Origin of the sequence: Limnochorda sp. L945t (assembly GCF_035593305.1) — a bacterium.
Lineage (GTDB): Bacteria > Bacillota > Limnochordia > Limnochordales > Geochordaceae > Carboxydichorda > Carboxydichorda subterranea.
Window position 1 is genome coordinate 1,229,426 of the sequence record NZ_CP141615.1, and the last position, 17,156, is coordinate 1,246,581.

19 protein-coding genes and 1 pseudogene are annotated in these 17,156 nt (G+C 70.8%); 15 read left to right on the plus strand and 5 right to left on the minus strand.

Going from position 1 to position 17,156, the window contains the following annotated elements:
* Positions 1–46 precede the first annotated feature (46 nt).
* The 14 genes and pseudogenes from U7230_RS05785 to U7230_RS05850 all read left to right on the plus strand — a co-directional run bounded on the left by U7230_RS05785 (position 47) and on the right by U7230_RS05850 (position 13,134).
* Positions 47–1,642: an anthranilate synthase component I family protein gene (locus U7230_RS05785; protein WP_324717786.1), complete on the plus strand. Its 1,596-nt coding sequence runs from the start codon at positions 47–49 to the stop codon at positions 1,640–1,642.
* Positions 1,642–2,295: an anthranilate synthase component II gene (locus tag U7230_RS05790; RefSeq protein ID WP_404980645.1), complete on the plus strand. Its 654-nt coding sequence runs from the start codon at positions 1,642–1,644 to the stop codon at positions 2,293–2,295. The genes U7230_RS05785 and U7230_RS05790 overlap by 1 nt, the downstream gene beginning before the upstream one ends.
* Positions 2,292–3,356, plus strand: a complete 1,065-nt coding sequence (gene trpD, locus U7230_RS05795) for an anthranilate phosphoribosyltransferase (RefSeq protein WP_324717788.1) — start codon at positions 2,292–2,294, stop codon at positions 3,354–3,356. The genes U7230_RS05790 and trpD overlap by 4 nt, the downstream gene beginning before the upstream one ends.
* Positions 3,353–4,231, plus strand: coding sequence for an indole-3-glycerol phosphate synthase TrpC (locus tag U7230_RS05800; RefSeq protein ID WP_324717789.1), 879 nt, complete (start codon positions 3,353–3,355; stop codon positions 4,229–4,231). Before trpD ends, U7230_RS05800 begins: the two co-directional genes overlap by 4 nt.
* Positions 4,228–4,953, plus strand: coding sequence for a phosphoribosylanthranilate isomerase (locus tag U7230_RS05805; protein WP_324717790.1), 726 nt, complete (start codon positions 4,228–4,230; stop codon positions 4,951–4,953). The genes U7230_RS05800 and U7230_RS05805 overlap by 4 nt, the downstream gene beginning before the upstream one ends.
* Positions 4,898–6,208, plus strand: coding sequence for a tryptophan synthase subunit beta (gene trpB / locus U7230_RS05810; protein WP_324717791.1), 1,311 nt, complete (start codon positions 4,898–4,900; stop codon positions 6,206–6,208). The genes U7230_RS05805 and trpB overlap by 56 nt, the downstream gene beginning before the upstream one ends.
* Positions 6,198–7,109, plus strand: coding sequence for a tryptophan synthase subunit alpha (trpA, locus tag U7230_RS05815; RefSeq protein ID WP_324717792.1), 912 nt, complete (start codon positions 6,198–6,200; stop codon positions 7,107–7,109). Before trpB ends, trpA begins: the two co-directional genes overlap by 11 nt.
* Complete coding sequence (locus U7230_RS05820) at positions 7,106–8,446, plus strand: methionine gamma-lyase family protein (protein ID WP_324717793.1); 1,341 nt, start codon at positions 7,106–7,108, stop codon at positions 8,444–8,446. Before trpA ends, U7230_RS05820 begins: the two co-directional genes overlap by 4 nt.
* A 98-nt stretch (positions 8,447–8,544) precedes the next feature.
* Positions 8,545–8,889, plus strand: a pseudogene (speD, locus tag U7230_RS05825) (adenosylmethionine decarboxylase); the annotation flags it as partial.
* Between the two features lie 414 nt (positions 8,890–9,303).
* A complete protein-coding gene (gene sigH / locus U7230_RS05830) occupies positions 9,304–9,960 on the plus strand; it encodes an RNA polymerase sporulation sigma factor SigH (protein ID WP_324717794.1) in 657 nt (218 codons plus the stop codon).
* Positions 9,961–10,040: 80 nt separating this feature from the next.
* Entirely contained in the window at positions 10,041–10,814 is a 774-nt protein-coding gene (locus U7230_RS05835) for an SIR2 family NAD-dependent protein deacylase (protein WP_324717795.1), read from the plus strand.
* A gap of 197 nt (positions 10,815–11,011) precedes the next feature.
* Entirely contained in the window at positions 11,012–11,686 is a 675-nt protein-coding gene (locus tag U7230_RS05840; RefSeq protein ID WP_324717796.1) for an MgtC/SapB family protein, read from the plus strand.
* Positions 11,687–11,753: 67 nt separating this feature from the next.
* Positions 11,754–12,578, plus strand: coding sequence for a 5'/3'-nucleotidase SurE (gene surE / locus U7230_RS05845; protein ID WP_324717797.1), 825 nt, complete (start codon positions 11,754–11,756; stop codon positions 12,576–12,578).
* A gap of 139 nt (positions 12,579–12,717) precedes the next feature.
* Positions 12,718–13,134: a hypothetical protein gene (locus U7230_RS05850; protein ID WP_324717798.1), complete on the plus strand. Its 417-nt coding sequence runs from the start codon at positions 12,718–12,720 to the stop codon at positions 13,132–13,134.
* Positions 13,135–13,244: 110 nt separating this feature from the next.
* Here the strand turns inward: U7230_RS05850 and lexA are convergent, their stop codons facing one another.
* Positions 13,245–13,862, minus strand: coding sequence for a transcriptional repressor LexA (lexA, locus tag U7230_RS05855; RefSeq protein ID WP_324717799.1), 618 nt, complete (start codon positions 13,860–13,862; stop codon positions 13,245–13,247).
* A gap of 218 nt (positions 13,863–14,080) precedes the next feature.
* Here lexA and U7230_RS05860 point away from each other — a divergent pair, with 218 nt between their 5' ends.
* The gene (locus U7230_RS05860; protein WP_324717800.1) at positions 14,081–14,596 is read left to right on the plus strand and encodes a LysM peptidoglycan-binding domain-containing protein; all 516 of its coding nucleotides are present in this window, start codon (positions 14,081–14,083) and stop codon (positions 14,594–14,596) included.
* Here the strand turns inward: U7230_RS05860 and U7230_RS05865 are convergent.
* From U7230_RS05865 to U7230_RS05880, 4 genes are read right to left on the minus strand one after another with little or no spacing between them, the layout of a single operon-like run.
* Positions 14,565–15,581, minus strand: coding sequence for a tyrosine-type recombinase/integrase (locus U7230_RS05865; protein WP_324717801.1), 1,017 nt, complete (start codon positions 15,579–15,581; stop codon positions 14,565–14,567). The genes U7230_RS05860 and U7230_RS05865 overlap by 32 nt on opposite strands.
* Entirely contained in the window at positions 15,517–16,131 is a 615-nt protein-coding gene (locus U7230_RS05870) for a phosphoribosyltransferase (RefSeq protein ID WP_324717802.1), read from the minus strand. The genes U7230_RS05865 and U7230_RS05870 overlap by 65 nt, the downstream gene beginning before the upstream one ends.
* 38 nt (positions 16,132–16,169) lie before the next feature.
* Positions 16,170–16,604, minus strand: a complete 435-nt coding sequence (locus U7230_RS05875; protein ID WP_324717803.1) for a Clp protease N-terminal domain-containing protein — start codon at positions 16,602–16,604, stop codon at positions 16,170–16,172.
* Positions 16,601–17,056 carry a hypothetical protein gene (locus tag U7230_RS05880; RefSeq protein WP_324717804.1) on the minus strand — a complete coding sequence of 152 codons (456 nt, stop codon included), beginning with the start codon at positions 17,054–17,056 and terminating at the stop codon, positions 16,601–16,603. Before U7230_RS05880 ends, U7230_RS05875 begins: the two co-directional genes overlap by 4 nt.
* Positions 17,057–17,156: the final 100 nt, after the last annotated feature.

Here is a 17,156-nt window from a genome sequence, read left to right on the forward strand (position 1 = left end):
CTTGCTCGCCGGTCAGGCGCACCGCCCGGATGGGGGCTGGGGGCCTGTGCAACTTCATCCTGACCGCGGGCGTTTCGTCGAGCTCCTCGAGCGAACGGGCGCGGCCGTCCTGTGCGCGTCGTTCCTGACCGACACCCTCACGCCCCTCGTCGCGCTCAACCGCCTGGGACCCCACCCGCTGGGCCGCTTCTTGCTGGAGAGCGCTGACCACGGCGGGCGTCTGGGCCGCTTCTCCTTCGTCGGCAGCGGAGGTGCGGCCCTGGTCGCCTTCGAGGAAGGCCTGGCGCGCGTCTACGAGGCGGGGGAGGGAGGGGCTCCCCTCGTGGAGACGGAGCGCCGCGCCGTGGCCGACCCGATCGCATACCTGCGCGACCGGTGGAGGGCTCTCGAGCTCCCCGAATCGGCCGTGCGAGAGCTCCTGGCGCCCCTTTTCCCTCACGCCGACGACGTTCCCCCTTTCGTCGGGGGTGCGGTGGGCTTCTTCGGATATGACCTGGTGCGCACCATCGAGCCTCTCGGCCCGGGACGCCCGGCCACCTTGCCGGGCTGGATGGGCGCCTACCTGCTTGCCGACGCCGTGGTGGTCTTCGACCACTTCCGGGGAACCGGGTACCTGCTGACGCTCGCCCGGCGCCGTCCCGGGGAGACGGCGCGACAGGCCCACGACCGGGCCGCCGGGCGCCTGCAGGCGGTGTGGGAACGTCTTGCCGTGCCGTCCGGCCGCGACCCCGGCCCGGCCTTTGCACAGGCCGGGGCCGCTCCCGGCGGACTCGAGGGCGGTACTGCGGGCCTGGAAGAGGAGGACCCTGCCTTCGAAGCGGCGGTCCGGCAAGCGCGCCGGCACATCGAGGCGGGGGACGTCTTCCAGGTCGTGCTCTCCCGGGAGGTGGTGGCGCCGTGCCGCCGGCCTCCCCTCGAGGTCTTCCGGCACCTGCGCGCCATCAACCCGTCGCCGTACATGTTCTACCTGGAGATCCCCGACCCGCGGTCGGGCTCGCCGGGGCCGCTCCACCTCGTGGGAGCCTCCCCGGAGGTAATGGTCCGCTCCCAGCAGGAACGGGCCATGCTGCGGCCCATCGCGGGGACCCGGCCTCGGGGCCGCGACGCCGCAGAACAGGCGCGCCTCGAATCGGAGCTGGCGAGCGACCCCAAGGAGCTCGCCGAACACATGATGCTCGTCGACCTCGGCCGCAACGACCTCGGCCGGGTCTGCCGGTACGGCACCGTGGAGGTGTCCCGTCTGCTCGAAATCGAGCGGTACTCTCACGTCACGCACCTGGTCTCCCAGGTCCAGGGGGTGCTCCGTCCGGGGCAGGACGCGTTCGACCTGCTGCGAGCCACCTTCCCTGCGGGCACGGTGACGGGCGCCCCGAAGGTACGGGCCATGCAGGTCATCGACGCGCTGGAGGCGAGCGGCCGGGGGCCGTACGCCGGGACCGTGGGGTACTTCTCGGCGTCGGGCAACGCCGACCACTGCATCACCATCCGGACCCTGGCCATTTACGGAGAGCGGGCGGTGGTGAGGGCCGGAGCCGGGATCGTGGCCGATTCCGACCCGCGCCGGGAGCTCCGGGAGACCCAACACAAGGCGAGGGCCATGCTCTCGGCGCTGGCCGCCACGGGGGAGGTGCACGCCGGGTGATAGCGGCGCAGGAGGACCACGCTGCCATCGAGCGAGAAGCGCCCGTGCCCCCGGGGCCGGTGGTGGTCATCGACAACTACGACTCGTTCGTCTACAACCTCGCGCACTACCTGGGGGAGATGGGCGCCGAGGTGCAGGTGATCCGCAACGACCGGGCGACGGTGGACGAGGTGCTGGCCATGCACCCGGCGGCCATCGTCATCTCGCCGGGGCCCGGCCGCCCGGAAGAGGCCGGCATCTCCGTGGAGCTCGTCCGGCGCTCCGGTGGCGTTCCCCTGCTCGGGGTCTGCCTCGGCCACCAGGCCATCGGGGCGGCCTTCGGAGGCCGCATCATCCGGGCCGACCGGCTGCTCCACGGCAAGGCCAGCCCGATCCTTCACGACGGCCGCACCATCTACCGGGGGATCCCGAGCCCCTTCGAGGCCGGGCGATACCACTCCCTCTGCATCGCCCGGGAGCCGCTGCCCCCCGAGCTCGAGGTCTCGGCCGTGGACGAGACCGGCTGCATCATGGGCGTACGGCACCGCACGCTTCCCATCGAGGGCGTGCAGTTCCACCCCGAGTCGATTCTCACCCGAACTTACGGGCGACGGATCCTGGTCAACTTCCTGGCCGAGGCCGCAGGCCGGGCCAGGGCAGAGAGGAGGGCATGAGCTCGATGGAGGCTTTCGAGCCGTTTCCGATCCAGCGGGCCATCGAGATACTGGCGCAGGGGCGCTCCCTCACCCGTTCGCAGGCCGAGTCGGTCATGACGGCCATCATGCGGGGGGAGGCGACCCCTGCCCAGATCGCCGGCTTCGCGGTGGCCCTGCGCATGAAGGGCGAGACGGTCGACGAGGTGGCGGGGCTGGCGCAGGCCATGCGCCGGCATGCGCTCAAGGTTACGCCGCCGCCGGGCCGCAAGGTCGTCGACACCTGCGGTACCGGCGGGGATCGGCTCCACTCCATCAACGTCTCGACGGCCGCAGCCTTCGTGGTGGCCGGCGCCGGGCTCACCGTGGCCAAACACGGCAACCGCTCCGTGTCGAGCAAGGCCGGTAGCGCCGACGTGCTCGAGGCTCTGGGGGTGGCCATCGACCTCGATCCCCAAGCGGTGAGCCGCTGCCTGGAGGAGGTGGGGCTCGCCTTCCTGTTCGCTCCCGTCTTCCACCCGGCGATGCGACATGCCGCCGGCCCCCGCCGGGAACTCGAAATCCGCACCGTCTTCAACATCCTCGGCCCCCTCACCAACCCGGCTGACGCCCCCTACCAGCTGGTCGGCGTGTACGAGCCACGGCTCGTGCCCCTGGTCGCAGGAGCGCTGGCCAGCCTGGGCGCCCGGCGGGCCCTGGTGGTGCACGGGACGGACGGGATGGACGAGATCACCCTGAGCGGCCCGACGCTCGCCGCCCGGGTCGAGGACGGGGCCGTCGTCGAGCAACTGGTCATCGAGCCTGCGCAACTGGGCCTGACCCCCGCCGGGCCCGATGCCGTCCGCGGGGATGGCCCGGTGACCAACGCCCGGGTCGTCTCCGACGTCTTGTCGGGGAGGATGCACGGCCCGGTGCGGGACGTGGTCGTGCTCAACGCGGGCGCCGCCATCTGGACCGCCGGTGAAGCGGCCTCCCTGGCCGAGGGGATGGAGGTGGCCCGGGACGTGTTGGACTCCGGGCGGGCCAGGGAGCGGCTGGAGGCGCTCGTCTCGTTCAGCCGGGAGGCGAAAGGAGCCGCATGAGAGCCCTGGAAGGGGCGGCCGGTCCTCCGGACCGGCTGGCCGCCATGGTGCAGGCGAAGAGGGCCGCTCGGCCCGCGACGCTGCAAGAGAGTCAGGCCGGCACGAGGCCGGTCCGCCCGAGCCTGGTAGCGGCCCTGCGCCGGGCTCGCCAGGCTCTGCAGGCGTACCGGCAGGCGCTCGAGGCCGGGGGGACGGGGACCGCCGTGCCGTCTCCGGGCGCCGGGCTTCCCATCGTGGCCGAGGTCAAGCGAAGGTCTCCGTCGGCGGGGGATATCGCCCCTTCGGCCGACGCCGTGAGCCGGGCGCTTGCGTACCAACGGGCCGGGGCGGCGGCCGTGTCGGTGCTGGCGGACGAAGCGTTCTTCGGGGGCAGCCCGGCCGACGTGGCGGCGGTGGCGCGGGCTGTGGCGGTTCCCGTGCTCTTCAAGGACATCGTGGTGGAGCCGTGGCAGATCGATCTGGCCCGGCAGGTGGGTGCGTCGGCAGTTCTGCTCATCGTCGCCGCGCTGGAGGAGGACCGGCTGCGCTCGTTACTGCGCTACGCGCGCGACCGGGGGCTCGAGACCGTGGTGGAGGTGCACACGCAGCGGGAGCTGGAGCGAGCCATGGCTCTGGATGGCGTCTCGGTGGTCGGCGTCAACAACCGCGACCTGGCGACGTTCGAGGTCGACACCCGGACGGCGTTGCGGTTGCTGCCGCAGGTCCCGGAGGGGATCGTACGGCTGGCGGAAAGCGGCTATGCGGCCCCGGACGCCGTCGCCGAAGCGTGGGAGGCCGGCGCGGACGGGGTGCTGGTAGGGGAGGCGCTGATGCGCTCCGAAGATCCCGGAGCCTTCTTCGAAGGGGCCTTGCGGGCCTGGGCCCGGCGAGCATGAAGGTGTGGGTGAAGATCTGCGGCCTCACCCGCGAGGAGGACGTGGTGGTGGCGGTACGGGCAGGGGCCGACGCGCTCGGCGTGGTACTGACCCGCAAGAGCCCCCGGGCGGTCGGGCCTGAGCGCGCCCGCGAGCTCGCCCTGGCGGCCCGCGAGGAGGCGGCTCGCGCCGGGCGGCGGGTCGACGTCGTCGGGGTCTTCACGCAGGAGCCCATCGAGCAGATCGAACACCAGGCCCGCCTCGCTTCGCTCGACGTCGTGCAGCTGCACGGTGTGGAGCTCCCGGAGCGAGTGCAACGCCTGCCGTCTTCCGGCCTGCGGTGCATCCGCGCCCTGTGGCCGTCGGGCAGTCCCGTCGCACCCGCCGGGGCGTGGTGGGCGCTCTTACTCGACAGCGGCTCCCGGGAGCAGCCCGGCGGCACCGGGCGCCCCATGGAGACGGCCACCGCCACGGAGTGGGTGCGGGTCCTGGGGGCCGTCCATCCGCGCGTCATCCTGGCGGGCGGGCTGCGCCCTGGCAACGTGGTGAAGGCCCTCGAAGCGGCCCGGCCGTGGGGCGTCGACGTGAGTTCGGGCGTGGAACGGGCCGGCCGGCCCGGCGTCAAGGACCGGGGCGCCATCGAGGCGTTCGTCGCAAACGTGCGCGCATGGGAGGAGAGACGGTTGGATGCAGGTACGAGGAAGGTCCGTGACGACGGGCCGGGCACCGGTCGGGGACGCTAGCGGGCCGGCCGCGCCGCCGCTCGACGGCGTTCCGGACGGTCGCGGCTACTTCGGCGGCTTCGGGGGGCGCTTCGTGCCGGAGATCTTGATGGCGCCCCTGGAGCAGCTCCAGGAGGCCTACGAGGCAGCGCGCCACGACCCCGCCTTCTGGCAGGAACTCGACGGTTTGCTGCGGCACTACGCAGGGCGGCCGACCCCCCTGTACTTCGCCGAACGCCTCAGCCGCTACGTGGGCGGCGCGCGCATCTTCCTGAAGCGTGAAGACCTCGCCCACACGGGAGCGCACAAGATCAACAACGCGCTGGGACAGGCCCTGCTGGCCCGGCGCATGGGCAAGCGGCGCCTGATCGCCGAAACCGGCGCCGGGCAGCACGGCGTCGCTACGGCCACGGTGGCGGCCCGGTTCGGCATGGCGTGCCTGGTCTTCATGGGCGCCGAAGACATGGCGCGCCAGCACCTCAACGTGGTGCGCATGCGCCTTTTGGGGGCCGAGGTGCGAGAGGTGCGCGCCGGCAGCGGCACCCTCAAGGATGCCACGGACGAGGCCATGCGAGAGTGGGTGGCGAGCGTGGCCGATACCCACTACGTCCTCGGTTCGGCGGTGGGCCCACACCCGTACCCCGTCATGGTTGCCGACTTCCAATCGGTGATCGGCGCCGAGAGCCGCCGGCAGGTGCTGGATGCGACCGGGAGGCTGCCGGACCTGGTGGTCGCCTGCGTCGGAGGGGGCTCCAACGCCATCGGCATCTTCCGGGGCTTCCTGCGAGACGACGGAGTGCGCCTGCTGGGAGTGGAAGCAGGGGGCAGGGGAGAGAGGCTGGGAGAGCACGCAGCGAGCCTCAACCGCGGCCTCATCGGCGTGCTGCACGGCTCCCGGAGCCTGCTGTTGCAGGACGAGGAGGGGCAGATCGCCCCGACACATTCGGTTTCGGCAGGCCTCGACTACCCCGGCGTCGGCCCGGAGCACAGCTACCTGCGAGAGACCGGGCGGGCGGAGTACACGACCGTCCGGGACGACGAGGCGCTGGAAGCCTTTCAGCTGCTGGGCAGGCTCGAGGGGATCCTGCCGGCCCTGGAGAGCGCGCATGCCGTGGCGGCCGCCCTGGTCGCCGCCCGGCGCATGCGCGAGGACGAGATCGTCCTCGTCAGCCTGTCGGGACGGGGCGACAAGGACGTGGAGGTCGTGGCCGGCCGGCTCGGGTGGCTTCCGGCTCCGTCCTCCCAACGGACAGGGGGCGGACCGGATGGGCGGTGAAGGGGTAGAGACGGGCCAGGCGGCGGCAGGACAAGGGCTCGGTTTTCCTGCTCTTGCCCGCTCCGAAGGGGGCAGGCGGTTGGCGGGAGCCTTCGAGCGAGCCCGGCAGGAGGGGCGGGCCGCCCTGGTCGGATACTGGATGGGCGGCTACCCCGACCTCGCCACTTCCGAACGAGCGCTGGTCCACCTGGCGCGCTCGGGCTGTGACGTGCTGGAGGTGGGGGTGCCCTTCTCGGATCCCGTGGCCGACGGCCCCGTGCTGCAGACGGCCGCGGCCGCGGCGCTGCAGAGGCGGGTTTCGCTGCGAGGCGTCCTGGAGATGGCCGGCAGGGTGGCGAGCCCCCCGGAGAAGGGCGGGTCCGGGGTCCCGGTGGTCATCATGACGTACTACAACCCCGTTTTCCGGATGGGGGAGGCCGAGGTGGCCCGGGCCATGGCCCGCTATGGGCTTTCGGGTATGATCGTGCCGGATCTGCCGGTGGAGGAGGCCGCGGGTCTCATGGCCGAGCTCCAGGAGCAAGGGCTCGCCTGGGTGAGCCTGGCCGCTCCCACGGGGATGAGCCGGCTCGAGCGCGTCGCGTCCGCCAGCGACGGCTTCGTCTACGCCATCAGCCGGCCGGGCGTCACCGGGGCGCGCGACGACCTGGCGCCCCAGGCAAAAGAGCTGGTGGATGCCCTGCGGCGCTCCACCCGCCTTCCCGTGGCGCTGGGGTTCGGAGTGGCGGGAGCCCGGCAGGCGGCCGCCTACCGGTGGGCCGACGGGGTCGTCGTAGGGAGCGCCTTCGCCTCGACCTGGATGCGGGCCGGTGACGACGTGGCGGCGGCGCTGGAAGGGATCGGGCAGCTCGCCTCGTCCATCCGCGACGCCCTGGCGCGGCCGGCTGCCGGAGGCGGGGGATGACCTCCATCCCGACGAGTTTCGTGCGGGAGGCCTTTCCGGACATCCACCCCCTGGCCGAACGAGCGGTGATGGACGCTCTGGCCCGCGTCCAGGCGCCCGCCGAGCCGGGCGCGCCCTCTCCATGGGCCCGCATCGAACGCGTCGCGGCCCACAATACGGCGCGGGTCCTGGCCGCCTTCCAGCAGGCGGGGGCCAGCGAGGGGTATCTGGCAGAGACCACGGGCTACGGGTATTCGGACCCCGGCCGCGACGCCATCGAACAAGTCTACGCTTCCCTCTTCGGGGCAGAGGCGGCGCTGGTCCGGCCCCAGATGGTCTCGGGTACGCACGCGCTGGCCGCCGCGCTGTTCGGGGTCTTGCGGCCCGGCGACGAACTGGTGGTGGCGACGGGCGCCCCCTACGACACCCTCTGGCCGGTGCTCGGGCTCGGCGAGCAGCCTGCCCCGGGATCCCTGGCCGAGTGGGGTGTGCGCACCCGGGTGGTCGCGCTCAGGGAGGACGGGAGCGTCGACCTGGCCGGATTGGAAGCGGCCCTCGGGGCGCACACCCGCGCGATCCTGGTACAACGCTCCCGGGGCTACTCGTGGCGGCCCTCGCTGTCCATGGCCCAGATCGAGACCATCTGCGGGGTGGCGCACGCGCACGGCTGCATCGTCGTGGTGGACAACGCGTACGGCGAGTTCGTGGAGGAGCGGGAGCCGGGGCACGTGGGCGCCGATCTCGTCGCCGGTTCGCTCATCAAGAACCCCGGCGGAGGGCTTGCCCCCAGCGGCGGATACCTCGCCGGGCGCCGCGACCTCGTGACCCGGGCCGCCGAGCGGCTCGTGGCTCCGGGGCTGGCCGCCGACGTGGGTCCCGGGCTCGGCGTCATGCGGTGGGTCTGGATGGGCCTGTGGCTCGCTCCCCGGTCGGTGAGCGAGGCGCTGGCCGGTGCCTGCGTGGCCGCGCAGGCCTTCGGCTCGTGGGGGTTTGCCGTCAGCCCCGGAGCCTTCGAGGAGCGTTACGACACGGTGCAGGTGGTGCGGGCAGGCCGGCCGGAGACGGCGCTCGCCATCTTGCGCGGGGTGCAGAAGGCGTCGGCGCTCGACTGGCGGGCGGTGCCCACCCCCGCGCGCCTGCCCGGTTACCGGGACGCCGTGGCGATGGCCGCAGGGACCTTCGTCCAGGGTTCGTCGAGCGAGCTGTCGGCGGATCTGCCCATGCGGCCGCCCTACGACGTCTTCATCCAGGGAGGGCTTTCCCGGTACCACGTGGCCCTGGGGGTGGCCCGTGCCCTCGACGAGCTCCTGCGGAACGGCCTCGTGACGCCGTTCGAGACTTCTTTCGGTAATCCTTGACAGGGTGGGGGGGTCTGCTATCATGGGGGGTGATTGCCTGCGACAAAGCCTGGCGCCGCAGGCGTTCGCGGGCCATCTGGAAGGGGGTCGTAGATGGGATGACGCAGGCGCTGGGACGTCACATTCTGTGCGAGGCGTACGGGTGTGACCCGGCGATCCTGGACGATCAAGAGCAGGTGCAGGCCATCATGGTGGAAGCAGCCCTGAGAGCAGGGGCCGACGTGCGGGAGGTTACGTTCCACAAGTTCAGCCCGCAGGGTGTCAGCGGCGTGGTGGTCATCGCGGAGTCCCACCTTGCCATCCACACCTGGCCCGAGCTCGGATATGCAGCCATCGATGTCTTTACCTGCGGGGACTCGGTGGATCCGTGGGAGGCGTGCCATTACCTGATCGCTTCTTTCAAGGCCCAGAGCACGGAGGCGACCGAGATGAAGCGCGGCGTGCTCGGCCCCCACGGGGTGCTGGGGACGGAGGTCGCGCGCTATACCCAGTCGGCGCCTGGGGCAGCGTGGGAGCGTCAGTCCCGGGGTGACGAGGTGGTGAAGTCAGGGTTGTATGCTACCCGATGAGAGTACCCGGAGGTCGCTGAGGTAGGGGCTCCGGAGCCGGCGGTTGGACGAGGGCGGTTCCGGAGCCTCTTTTTTTCCCGGTGTTGCCGGTGGCCCTCCATCCGTGCCTACAATTGAGAAGGAGATTGGTTGTAAGTTGCCGAACGTTCCCCGAAAGGGACAGGTGGCCACCCGCCACACCGGTTGACGTCGCCGGGTTCCGTTTTCGCGCGGCCGCGTGCGGGAGTTCCTTTCCAGCATACGCTTTAGCGGATGCGACTCCGACGGGGTAAGGGGCGGTCGTGGGGCATGGGGAAGAGTCGGGCAGCATCTTCCTCTTGGTCGTGGCAGCCCAGGCCGGGAGCGCCGGATTTCTCGGACCTCACCGACGAAGAGGTGGTCCAGCTCGCCCAGGCGGGCAACGAAGACGCCCTCGAGTACCTGCTCGCCAAGTACCGCAAGCTGGTGCACGCCTGGAGCCGGCCGTACTTCCTGCAGGGCGCCGAGGACGACGACCTGCTCCAGGAGGGCATGATCGGCCTCTACAAGGCGATCCGGGACTTCACGCCGGGGGCGTCCTCCTTCTGGTCCTTCGCGCGGCTTTGCATCGTCCGTAACATCATCAGCGCCATCAAGGGCACGACCCGCCAGAAGCACATCCCCATCAACCAGTACACCTCTTTGCACCGGCCCGTTTACGACATGGAGGGGGACCGGACCCTCCTCGAGGTGCTGCCCAACTCGCGGGTGGACGATCCGGAAGCCCTGGTGATCGACCGGGAGATGCTGATCCAGACGCAGCAGTACGTGCGGCAGGTGCTCAGCGATTTCGAGTACCGGGTCTTCCGGCTGTACGTCAACGGGCTGTCGTACAAGGAGATGGCCCGGCGGCTCCACACTCACACCAAGTCCATCGACAACGCTTTGTGCCGCATCAAGCACAAGATCGAGCGCCGCTACGTCTGACAGGTGACGGCGGCCGCCCACCGGCGCGGCCGGAGACGGCCGTCGAGAGGCCGGCAGGCCCGGGGCGTGGAAGGGCGAGCATGGAGGCGTTGGATTACAGGGGCTTCGAGCGGGACGTCACGGCCCTGGTCGACGCGTTGGTCCAGGCGTCTCACTGCGTGGTGCTCACGGGAGCCGGGGCGTCCACCGACAGCGGCATCCCCGATTTCCGTAGCCCCGGCACCGGCTTGTGGGAACGCCTCGATCCGATGGAGACCATGTCGGTCCACGCCTTCTGGCAGGACCCCGGCCGCTTCTACCGGTTGGCCAGCGAGACCTGGCTGCCCCCTTTGCTCGGCGCACGGCCCAACACTGTCCACTACGTGCTGGCGGGCCTCGAAGCAGCCGGGCTCGTCAAGGCCGTCATCACGCAGAACATCGACGGCTTGCACCAAAAGGCGGGGAGCCGGCGGGTGCTGGAGGTCCACGGGCACGTCCGCTCGGCGCGATGCACCCGCTGCGGCCGCCATTACGACCTCACGGCCCTCGTGCAGCGCTTGCGCCAGGCGGGCATCGGCCCCTACTGCACGTGCGGGGGGCCCATCAAGCCCGGTATCGTCCTCTTCGGCGACCCCATGCCGCCGGCGTTCGAGGATGCGGTGAGCGAGGCGGCCCGGGCCGACCTCATGGTGGTGGTCGGGTCGAGCCTCACCGTGGATCCGGCCAACTCGTTGCCGGCGCTGGCCCAGCAGGTGATCGTCAACAACCTGCAACCGACCTGGGTCGACGGGCGAGCCGTGCTCCGCCTCCCGTACCCTGCGTCCCGGGTCTGGCACGCGGTGGCCGACCGCCTGCGTGCTCTCTCCATCCTGTAAGCCCTGAGTGGTCCCGAGACGCCGCAGCGCTGCCGGCATCCCTGCAGTGCCCCCGGCCTCTTGCCGAACCATGGGGCAGGATACGCCGGAGCGCGTGCGCGCCAGGCGGCCATACCACCTGTCCATGGCTCGTGGCTGGTCACGGCGGTCTGCCGGCTGCTATACTGGAACCCTAGGGGCAGAGGTGGGTGAGGGCGGTGGGCATCTCCGACATCGAGCTGGTCATCCGTCTGGTGCTCGCCGGGCTGCTGGGGGCCATCATCGGCCTCGAGCGAGAGAGCCACCGGCGGCCCGCGGGCTTTCGCACCCATACGCTCGTCTCCCTCGGTTCGGCGCTGGTCATGCTGGTCTCAGCCTACGGGCTGGCCCCTCAAGGATCGAGCTTCTGGCCCTACGACCCGACCCGGATCGCGGCCCAGGTGGTATCGGGCATCGGCTTTCTGGGGGCGGGCACCATCCTGCGGGAGGGCCCGACCGTGCGGGGCCTGACCACGGCCGCGAGCCTGTGGGTCGTCGCCGGCATCGGCCTGGCGGCGGGGTCCGGCTTCTACCTGGGTGCGGTCATGACGACGGCCCTGGCGGTCGTGGTGCTGATCTGGCTGAGCCGGGTCGAGCGCCAGATCCTTTCCAGCAAGGAGAGTGTCCTGGCGCTGGTCGTCTCGGACCAGCCGGGGCAGCTGGGAGCCGTGGCGTCGGTGCTGGGACGCCACGGCGTCAACATCCGGGGTGTCGACATTGTGGCCCAGGAGGGGGCCAAAGCCGCCCTGCAGGTCACCGTGGAGCTCCCGGCGCGGGCCGACCGGAGCCGCGTGCTGGCGGACCTCTCCGCGCTCGAGGGGGTCTTCAAGGCCTCTTACGACAACCAGAGCTAACGGAGCCCGGGAGCAGCGGGATCCGGCCTGCTCGACAGTGCAGGCGCAACGGGGATGGATGGTGCCGGTGGCGCGCATTTTGCTCTCCAACGACGACGGTATCGACAGCCCGGGGCTCGCCGCCCTGGCAGAGGCCCTCGATTCCATCGGGCAACTGCGGATCGTGGCCCCCGATCGGGACCGCAGTGCAACGGGACATGCCATCACGGTACGCGACGCGCTCAAGGTCGAGAGACGGACCCTCGCAGGGCGATGGCCCGCCTTCGCGGTATCGGGTACCCCGGCCGACTGCGTGAAGCTGGGGGTGCTGGAGTTGTTCCCTGACCCGCCGGACCTGGTGGTCTCGGGCATCAACCCGGGGGCCAACCTGGGGATCGACGTCTTTTACTCAGGCACTGTGGCGGCGGCGGCCGAAGGGGTGTTGCTCGGGATCGCGGCGGTCGCCATCTCGTCCATCACGGACAAGCACGCGCCGCGCTTCGACCCGGCCCGGCAGGTGGCCCCGGTCATCGTGCAGTGGATGTTGCAGAAGCGGGCCGAGGGCCAGGGGGTACTGCTCAACGTCAACGTGCCCGACCGGGTGGCGCATCCCGTGGCGGCGCTGCGCTGGACCCGTATCGGGCTCAACCGCCGCTACCGTGACGCCTTCGAGAAGCCTCCGGACACGGACGGCCACTTCCGCCTGGTGGGGGACGCGGACGAGGGCGACCGGGAGGATCCGACGACCGACGCGGGCGCGGTGCACCGGGGCTACGTCTCCGTGACGCCGATGCAGTTCGACCTGACCGACTACGAGGCCCTGGCACGGTGGGGCCTGCAGCTCGGCCAGCCGATGTTCTCCACGGAGGACCGCCTCGCCCGGCAAGTGGCACCCAAGGCAACATCTGCCTGAGACCGAGGCAAGCGCGCCGGGCGGGGACGCGCCGCTCGGACACCCGCCGCGCAAAAAGGGGCCTTCTTCCAGGAAAGGGGAGAGGGGATGGTCCGACAGGGTAAGAATATAGCCATCGGGTGAGATGGGACCCCCGCGGGTGGGGACGTGGAGGGAGGAGCTACCCGTGTTCAACGTCTCTCCCGAAGACGTGCTTCGGGGGTTGAAGCGGTCGAAGCGGCTGGCCAAGCAAGACATCCTCGCCAGCAGCAAGACGCCCAACCCCCGGTACTGGACCGCCCACGCTGAGGCCCGCCGACGTGTCTACGACCTGCTGATGGAAGCCATCGAACGCGAAGGACTCGACTCCGCCTACCACCTGGCCCGACGCCAATTCGCCACGTTGCTGGAGACTCCTGCCGATCGCCGAGCCGATGACCCCGAGCGTAACGGGGAAGAGCAAGCTCTCAGGCTCTTCTTCGCCATGCTCGGGCTCGCGGACCAGGACGTGGACACCCTGGTGCAGGAGATCACGCCCGAGGCCGCTCCGAGCTCGTCATCGGTAGCGGTCAACTGAAAGGCTCTACGGCGCCTGCCGCGGGGTAACGGCCGCGGCGGTTGCCGCGCTCCTCTACGCAAGGAGGTCGTGCTGCACCTTTCGGCGCGGCCGCCGACGGGATGGCGCGCTCACCCAAGCTTGCGCAGGACGCCGATGACCTTGCCGAGGATCTGCACGTCCTTCGTGAGGATCGGCTTGTAGCGCGGGTTTTCGGGCTGGAGGCGGACCTGGCCCTTCTCCTTGAAGATGCGCTTCACGGTGGCCTCGTCTTCCACCAGCGCGACCCCGATCTCGCCGTTCTCGACCGACGGCTGCGAACGAACCACCACGTAGTCGCCGTCCAGGATGCCCGCGCCCTTCATGCTGTCGCCCCGTACCCGCAGCATGAAGACCTCGGCGTGCTCGGTGAAGTCGGCCGGCAGGGGGAAGAAATCCTCGACGTTTTGGACGGCGAGCAACGGCTGGCCCGCGGGCACCCGACCCAGCACGGGCACCTGGACGATCTCTTTGCGGACGGGCCGGTGGTCGTCGAGGATCTCGATGGCTCTGGGCTTGGTGGGATCCCGGCGCAGATACCCCTTTTCCTCGAGCCGGGCGAGGTGGCCGTGGACGGTCGAGCTCGAGCTCAGGCCCACCGCCTCTCCGATCTCCCGTACCGACGGCGGATAGCCCCGGCTCTGGACCATCTTCCTGATGAACTCCAACACCTGACGCTGACGAGGCGTGAGCTCCCGTGAGGGTGCCATCGGCCCACCGCACCGTCCTTTCCCCGGCGTGATGCCCTGGCTGGAAGGTCATTGCCATGATAACACGTGCGTTCGCCCTTCGCAAACATGAGTTCGCCGGCGAGCGCACGTTTCCCCAAACAGGTGGTTGACAGGCGCATATATGTTCGGATATCCTGCGAACAGAGATTCGCCACCTGGCCGTTCGGGTACCGCGGTCTCGGAGGAGGACTGAAACGGTGGAGCGCTCTACGCCGGCCAAGGTCATCTCCCTGCACGGGGGGCTCGAGCAGGCAAGGCCGGCGGCAAGTCGGCCGCCGGGAAGCGGCGGGCGGGTCGCGCAGGGATGGCAGGCCGCCCTGACCATCGCCGTTGGCGTGCTGCTCTTGGCCTGGGTGCTCCGGTGGCAGGCCGTACGGGAGCCCTCGGACCGGCACGGGAGCACGGGGCCGAAGACGCTGGGGTACGAGCGGGTGATCGAGCCGGGCGAGACGCTCTGGGACGTGGCCGTCCGCGAGGGCCCGGCCGGGGCCGATCCGAGGTGGCTGGTCGAGAGCCTGCGCCGGGCCAACGGCATCGAGGCGCCTCAGGCCTTGGAGCCGGGGCGAAGGCTCTGGATTCCCTGGCCGCCGGTCGCAGGCAAAAGCGGCGGGGTGGCCGGCGCTACGGCCGACCTGGCTACGGCCGACCCGGCGGACGACGCAACGTGGTCAGGGGGCTCGCTCAGTAGGGAAGTCGCTTCAGCTGTTCCTTGAGACGCCGGTTGAGCACGTGGGTGTAGCGCTGGGTGGTGGCGAGAGAGGCATGCCCCAGTAGTTCCTGGATGGTGCGGAGGTCCGCGTCCGCCTGGAGCAGCAGCGTCGCCACCGTGTGACGGAGCTTGTGAGGCGAGAGGCCCGGCCGGGCCGTGGGCAGTGCCGACAGGATGCGACGCAGCAAGTAGCGCACGCCGGACGGAGAGAGCGGCTCGCCCCGCCGGTTGACGAAGAGCCGGTCCGAGCGGGAGCGGGCAGTAAGCTCGCGGCGTTGCGGAAGGTACGCGGAGAGGATCTCGGCGAGCTCCTCGCGCATGGGGACCAGGCGCTCCTTGCCGCCTTTGCCGAAAAAGCGGATGGCGCCGGCGGCAAAGTCGACGTCATCGAGGCGAAGGGCCAGCATCTCTCCCAGCCGGCAACCGGTGTAGAGGAAGGTCGCGATGAGGGCCCGGTCCCTGGCGGGCAGGGGCCCCGCCTCCGCCGATGCGTCGAGCAGGGCGGCCGCCTCTTCGCCGGTCAGGAAGACCGGAAGGCGCCGGGGAAGCTTCGGGCTCGGCAGGCGTTCTGCCGGGCTGGCGGCGAGGACACCCTGATCCACGAGATAGCGGTAAAAGCCGCGGATCGCGCTGATCTTGCGAGCCCGCGTGGGTGCCTGGTTCTGGCGATCGTCATACACGTACTCGAGGAATCCGCGCAGGAGCAGCGCATCGGCCTCGGCCAGGCTCTTACCCTGGCTGCGGCAATAGCGGTCGAGCAACGCGAGGTCGCCGGCGTAGGCGCGCGCGGTCCTCCGGCTCAACCCCCGTTCGACCAGGAGATGCCGATAGTACTGCTCGATGAGCGGATCGGCCGGTACGGGCTCCGAGCCGGCGGGCTGCTCCACGGCGTTTGCGGCGGGCGGCAACGGCCGGTACGCCTGGTCAGGGGACGCCTCGATGTCGCCAGTACGCGAGGGGCGCGGCTTGGGCCGGCGCGATGGGGTCAACGATGCTCACCCTTCCTGGTGACGAGCGTAGCGCATCGAGGCCGGTCGTGCACGCCCGGGACCGGCATCCGTCGTGTATGCGTGTTACTGCGCTAAAGAGACATTTAGCGCAGTAGACCGTGACACCTTCTGGGCTGTCGCCCGGCTGCGGCCGGCCTCTACGCCCGGGGGTTCGCCCCTTCGGCCCGGTGCGCTGCAACGCCAGCGCCTCCACGCATTCCGGGTGCAGGCGCCACCGGCCGTCCTCGAGGGCGTAACGGCCCCACGGCAGCACCACGAGCGCGTCCGACACGAGTCCGGCCACGTCGGGGCGCGGATCCGTCCAGGTGTGGCTCGCCATCGCCACCGTCACGACCGAGGCGGCTCCCGCGGCGCGGACGGCCTGCGCCACGACCGCCAGCGCGCGCCCCGTGTCGGCCACGTCGTCGACGACCGCGACGCGCCGCCCCTGCCATCCGGACCCCAGCGGGACACGCCACACCGGGTCGGCGGAGGCAACCCTGTCCCCGACCCGCCGCGAGACCACGGCGGGGAAGAGGTCGAGCCGCAATCGCGACGCCTGCGCGACCTGGCCGCTGCTTTCGGCGCCTACGAGCGGCTTTCCTCGTCGATCCCCCGGCGGAGGAGCTCCCGAAGACGCTCCTGCCCGCCGGCTCCGTGCTGTTGCAAGGCGGCCAGGAGCTCGGTGTGGGAGCCCGCCAGGGCCACCGCCAGGTGCTCGGTGCCAAGATAGGCATGACCGAGCGCCGTCGCTTCTGCGCCGGCCTGGGTGACCACCTGCTTGGCCCGTGGCGAGAAGGGCACCTTGCCGGCTCCGGGTGCCGGGTCGCCGCCGGGGAGGTCCAACCGAAAGGCCCGCAGGTCGATGCCGGCCCTCCGGAGCAGCCGCTCTGCCCCGCTTCCCTCTTCCAGGGCAAGGGCGGCGAGCAGGTGCGCCGGCTCCACCCGTGCAGAGCCCATGGCCCGGGCCACGCCCTCGGCCCGTTCCATCGCCCTGCGCATGCGGTCGGTCAGCTGCATCATCGCGTATCCCCCTCGACCGTTTCGTTGGCCGGCCGGTGTGGGCTTTCAGCCCGCATGCGTCGGGGCGCCGTACGCCCCCCGGGTATCGCGGTCAACCCATGGGGTATCGGCTCATCCGGAGCGCCGAGGGACCTCCACGTGCCGTCCTCGTCCTGGCGGGCGACGTCGTTCCCCTCGATCCGGTAGGGCGGCCAGCCCTTCCCCGCCTCGACGTTGAGGGCTTGCACCAGCACCGTTGCCTCGGCGCGGAGCCGCTGGACCTCCTCCTGGGGTACCAGGCCCTTCTCAGCCATGCGCAGGCGCTGGGCACAGCCGAGCAGGAGATGCTCGGCTGCCTCGTTAAGGGCGGCTTCGATGACGAGATTGTCCCCGGCATCGAAGACGTATTTGAGGGCCCGCAGCAGTTCCAGCGCCCGCCGCGACAGCCGGATGTTCTTCTGGGCGCCCGGCATCGTTGTGCCCCCCTTGTAGAGCCATATGCATGATAGCATGCTAGCATACCTCCCGTCAACACGCCCCGTGAACCCTCCGGATACCTCCCGGCCAGTGATG

Bases quoted from the DNA above. Each gene is read 5' to 3' on its own strand.
- trpD (WP_324717788.1), top strand. From the start codon at position 2,292: ATGAGCTCGATGGAGGCTTTCGAGCCGTTTCCGATCCAGCGGGCCATC.
- U7230_RS05800 (WP_324717789.1), top strand. From the start codon at position 3,353: ATGAGAGCCCTGGAAGGGGCGGCCGGTCCTCCGGACCGGCTGGCCGCC.
- U7230_RS05805 (WP_324717790.1), top strand. From the start codon at position 4,228: ATGAAGGTGTGGGTGAAGATCTGCGGCCTCACCCGCGAGGAGGACGTG.
- trpB (WP_324717791.1), top strand. From the start codon at position 4,898: ATGCAGGTACGAGGAAGGTCCGTGACGACGGGCCGGGCACCGGTCGGG.
- trpA (WP_324717792.1), top strand. From the start codon at position 6,198: ATGGGCGGTGAAGGGGTAGAGACGGGCCAGGCGGCGGCAGGACAAGGG.
- U7230_RS05820 (WP_324717793.1), top strand. From the start codon at position 7,106: ATGACCTCCATCCCGACGAGTTTCGTGCGGGAGGCCTTTCCGGACATC.
- sigH (WP_324717794.1), top strand. From the start codon at position 9,304: ATGGGGAAGAGTCGGGCAGCATCTTCCTCTTGGTCGTGGCAGCCCAGG.
- U7230_RS05835 (WP_324717795.1), top strand. From the start codon at position 10,041: ATGGAGGCGTTGGATTACAGGGGCTTCGAGCGGGACGTCACGGCCCTG.
- lexA (WP_324717799.1), bottom strand. From the start codon at position 13,862: ATGGCACCCTCACGGGAGCTCACGCCTCGTCAGCGTCAGGTGTTGGAG.
- U7230_RS05875 (WP_324717803.1), bottom strand. From the start codon at position 16,604: ATGATGCAGCTGACCGACCGCATGCGCAGGGCGATGGAACGGGCCGAG.
- U7230_RS05880 (WP_324717804.1), bottom strand. From the start codon at position 17,056: ATGCCGGGCGCCCAGAAGAACATCCGGCTGTCGCGGCGGGCGCTGGAA.